Genomic DNA, 3,770 nt, shown 5'->3' on the forward strand with positions numbered 1-3,770 from the left:
CTTGCCCCGCGAAGGAAACACCGCAGTACATGGACAGGGCTTCGCCCTGGTTCGCGGGACAAGCCCGCTCCCACAGGGATCTCTGAAGCACCACTGAACCCTGTGGGAGCCGGCTTGCCGGCGATGAGGCCGGCACGAACGCCGCCAGCGCTAGCGCAGCTTCGGCTCCCGAGGCATGCCCAACGCCCGCTCGGCAATCACATTGCGCTGTATCTCGTTACTCCCCCCATAGATCGTGTCCGCCCGGGTAAACAGAAACAGCGCCTGCAACCGGCTCAACCCATAAGGCGCCGACTCCAGCACCTCGCCCGCATCCCCCAGCACATCCATGGCCAGCTTGCCCAGCTCGACATGCCAGTTCGACCAGGCCAGCTTGTAAATCATCGCCTCGCGGCAAAGGCTGCCATCCTGCGGCCCGGACAGCATGCGCAGCGAGTTGTAGCGCAGCACCTTGAGCCCCGACCAGGCCTGGGCAATGCGCTGGCGCAGCAGGGGATCGCGCGCAGCGCCATTGGCCTGGGCCAGGCGCATGACCTCTTCCAGCTCGTTGTGAAACTGCATCTGCTGGCCCAGCGTCGACACGCCTCGCTCGAACCCCAGCAGGGCCATGGCGATCTTCCAGCCGTCGCCGGGCTGGCCAACCAGGTTGTCGACCGAGGTCACGACCTGGTCGAAGAACACTTCGTTGAATTCGCAGGTGCCGGTCAGTTGCTGGATCGGCTGCACGCGAATGCCGGCCTGGTCCATCGGCACCAGCAGGAACGACAGGCCCTGATGACCGACACTGCCGGGCTCGGTACGGGCCAGCACGAAACACCAGTCGGCCTCGTGGGCCAACGAGGTCCAGACCTTCTGGCCGCTGATCAGCCAGTGCTCGCCACTGGCATCGAGGCGGGCGCGTGTCTGTACATTGGCAAGGTCGGAACCTGCACCCGGTTCGGAATAGCCCTGACACCAGAACTGGCGACCTTCGCGTATGCCCGGCAACAGGCGCTGCCGTTGCGCAAGGGTGCCGAACGCTGCCAGGGTCGGTCCCACCAGGCCTTCGCCAATATGACCCATGCGCCCGGGCCCGCCAGCGCGGGCATATTCTTCATGGAAGATCACCTGCTGGCTGATGCTCAAACCACGCCCGCCATCCTCGGGTTTCCAGCCCACACCTATCCAGCCACCGGCGGCCAGTTCGCGTTCCCACGCCTTGCGTTCGGCGGGGAAGCTGTGCTCGTCGCCAGGGCCGCCTCGAAAGCGCAGGGCTGCGAACGCTCCCTGCAGATGGCGCGTCAGCCAGCTGGCGATTTCCTCGCGAAACGCTTCGTCCGCACTGCTGAATCCAATCTTCATGCCTGTTCTCCGAACAACTGCGCCGCCAGGCGCTCACGATGCCAGGCCGGGGTGCCCAGCAACTGTTCGCTGGCCCTGGCGCGTTTGAAATAAAGGTGCGGGTCGTACTCCCAGGTAAAACCGACGCCACCGTGCAGCTGGATCGACTCGGCCGCGCAGTGGAAGAACGCTTCGCTGGCATGGGCCTTGGCCGTGGCCGCAGCCGCCAGCAGCTCGCCGGCAACGGCGCGGTCGCCATCCTCGGCGAGGCACTCGCGGGCCACGCAGGCCGCATACCACACCGCCGAGCGTGCGCATTCCACCTGCAGCATCATGTCGGCGCAGCGGTGCTTGATCGCCTGGAAACTGGCGATGGCACGGCCGAACTGCCGGCGCTCGTCGATGTACGCAAGGGTCAGGTCCAGCGCCTGCTGGGCGCCGCCGAGCTGCTCGGCAGCCAGGCCGATGGCGCCGATGCGCATGGCATCGCGCAGCAGGGGCCAGGCCTGGCCTGCGGTACACAGCAGCTGCGCCTCGCCGAGGTGAACCTGGTGCAGCTCCAGGCGCGCCAGGCGGCGGGTCTGGTCGAGGGTGGGCAGGGCGCTGCGCAGCAGGCCCGGGGTGTCGGCGGGGAGGGCGAACAGGCTGATGCCTTGTTCTCCCGAAGTGCCTGGGATGCGCGCGGGCACCAGCAGCAGGTCGGCCTGGGCGCCATCGATCACCTGGGCGTGCGTGCCGCTGAGCGTGTAGCCACCGGCATGGGCTACGGCCTCCAGCTGCACCTGCGCGGGGTCCAGCGCACAGGCCAGGGTGGCGCTGGCCTGGCCACTGGCGATGGCGCCCAGCCAGTGCGCCTGCAGCGCCGGGTTGTCGGCCAGCAACAGCGCCGGGGTGGCCAGGCAGGTGGTGGCGAACAGCGGCGAGCCGAGCAGAAAACGCCCGCATTGCTCCATCAATACAGCCAGCTCGACGAAGCCCAGGCCCATTCCGCCCCAGGTCTCGGGGACCAGCAAGGCGGGCCAGTACAGCTCCTGGCCGATCCGCCGGCACAGCTCGGCGTCGTACCCGTCGGCAACGCCCATGGCGGCGCGCACCGCATGCGAGTCGCTGGCCTGGGCGAGGAAGCGCTCGGCGCTGTCGCGAATCATCAACTGTTCCGGGGTAAAGGCAAACTCCATGGGGGCATCTCTTGCAGGACGGAGGGATGCCCGAGTCTAGGAGGCTGGATTTTGTCGGCGAATCATTGAAACGGACTATGCAGGAGCGGATTCATCCGCGATCCGGGGCAACGCCCCGGCCATGCACCGCGGTGCATTCATCGCGGATGAATCCGCTCCTGCAACGCGCACGGGCTGCGTAGTCTCAACGGACGATGAGCACGACCGCGGCACTTTGCACAATGTTCCCCAGGCAACGACTTGAGCCAGGAGGAACCCGGGCATGATCGACATTCGCGGTTTGAGCTACTTCGTCTCGCAGATCGAGAACCTCAGCCAGTGGCAACGCTACGCCGAAGATGTACTGGGCATGCAGGTGCAACCGGCACCCGGCGGCGGCCTGTACGTGAAGATGGACGAGCGCCCGTTCCGCATGCTGGTCGTCGAAGGCGACAGCCCGCGCTACCTGGCCAGCGGCTGGGAACTGGCCTCGGAACAGGCGTTCGAGCAGGCACTGCAGCATCTGGAGCGCTGTGGCGTGCAGTGGCAGGCCGGTACGGCGCAGGCCATCGAGCAGCGCGGTGTGCAGGCGCTGGTCACGGTCACCGACCCGTCCGGCAACCACCATGAACTGAGCTGGGGCCACCGCTCCGACTGCCTGCCATTCGTGTCCCCGCAAGGTGTGCCGCGTTTCATCACCGGTGACATGGGCCTGGGCCACACCGTGCTGCCGGCGCCGGACTTCGACGCCACCCTGGCGTTCGCCAAGGACGTGCTCGGCTTCGGCCTCTCGGACATCTTCAACTTCCGCCCCGACCCGGCGGCGCCGCCGGTGCGTATCCACTTCCTGCATTGCCGCAATGCCCGCCACCACAGCCTGGCCCTGGCCGAGTACCCGGTGCCGTCCGGCTGCGTGCACGTGATGGTCGAGGTGGACTCGATGACCGAAGTGGGCCGTGCCCACGACCGCCTGCAGGCCAATGGCGGGCAGTTGTCGGCGACCCTCGGCCAGCACCTGAACGACCGCATGACCAGTTTCTACATGAAGACGCCGTCCGGTTTCGACCTGGAATACGGCTTTGGCGGGTTGCAGGTCGACTGGGCCGAACACTCGGCCTTCGAATTCACCCGCGTGAGCATCTGGGGCCACGACTTCTCGGTCGGCCGCCAGTAAGGAGCAACGACATGAACAAACAACTCACGGCAGCCGACGCGGTCGCCCAGTTGCGCGACGGCATGACCATCGGTTTCGGTGGCTGGGGGCCGCGGCGCAAGCCGATGGCGATCGTGCGC

General features: G+C 66.9%; 4 protein-coding genes. 2 read left to right on the forward strand and 2 right to left on the reverse strand.

Annotated elements, in window-relative coordinates; genetic code table 11:
• Positions 1 to 150: 150 nt before the first annotated feature.
• Positions 151 to 1,341 carry an acyl-CoA dehydrogenase family protein gene (locus PMI38_RS03555; RefSeq protein ID WP_008090771.1) on the reverse strand — a complete coding sequence of 397 codons (1,191 nt, stop codon included), beginning with the start codon at positions 1,339 to 1,341 and terminating at the stop codon, positions 151 to 153.
• Positions 1,338 to 2,498: an acyl-CoA dehydrogenase family protein gene (locus PMI38_RS03560; RefSeq protein WP_008090773.1), complete on the reverse strand. Its 1,161-nt coding sequence runs from the start codon at positions 2,496 to 2,498 to the stop codon at positions 1,338 to 1,340. Before PMI38_RS03560 ends, PMI38_RS03555 begins: the two co-directional genes overlap by 4 nt.
• A 262-nt stretch (positions 2,499 to 2,760) precedes the next feature.
• Here PMI38_RS03560 and PMI38_RS03565 point away from each other — a divergent pair, with 262 nt between their 5' ends.
• Together PMI38_RS03565 and PMI38_RS26995 are read left to right on the forward strand one after the other, a co-directional pair.
• Complete coding sequence (locus PMI38_RS03565) at positions 2,761 to 3,651, forward strand: VOC family protein (protein ID WP_008090776.1); 891 nt, start codon at positions 2,761 to 2,763, stop codon at positions 3,649 to 3,651.
• Between the two features lie 11 nt (positions 3,652 to 3,662).
• The coding region (locus tag PMI38_RS26995) for a CoA-transferase (protein WP_008090777.1) at positions 3,663 to 3,770 on the forward strand (108 nt) is incomplete at its 3' end.

Source organism: Pseudomonas sp. GM84, assembly GCF_000282535.1.
Lineage (GTDB): Bacteria > Pseudomonadota > Gammaproteobacteria > Pseudomonadales > Pseudomonadaceae > Aquipseudomonas.

Coding starts and splice junctions, on each gene's coding strand:
- PMI38_RS03555 (WP_008090771.1), bottom strand. CDS start 1,341: ATGAAGATTGGATTCAGCAGTGCGGACGAAGCGTTTCGCGAGGAAATC.
- PMI38_RS03560 (WP_008090773.1), bottom strand. CDS start 2,498: ATGGAGTTTGCCTTTACCCCGGAACAGTTGATGATTCGCGACAGCGCC.
- PMI38_RS03565 (WP_008090776.1), top strand. CDS start 2,761: ATGATCGACATTCGCGGTTTGAGCTACTTCGTCTCGCAGATCGAGAAC.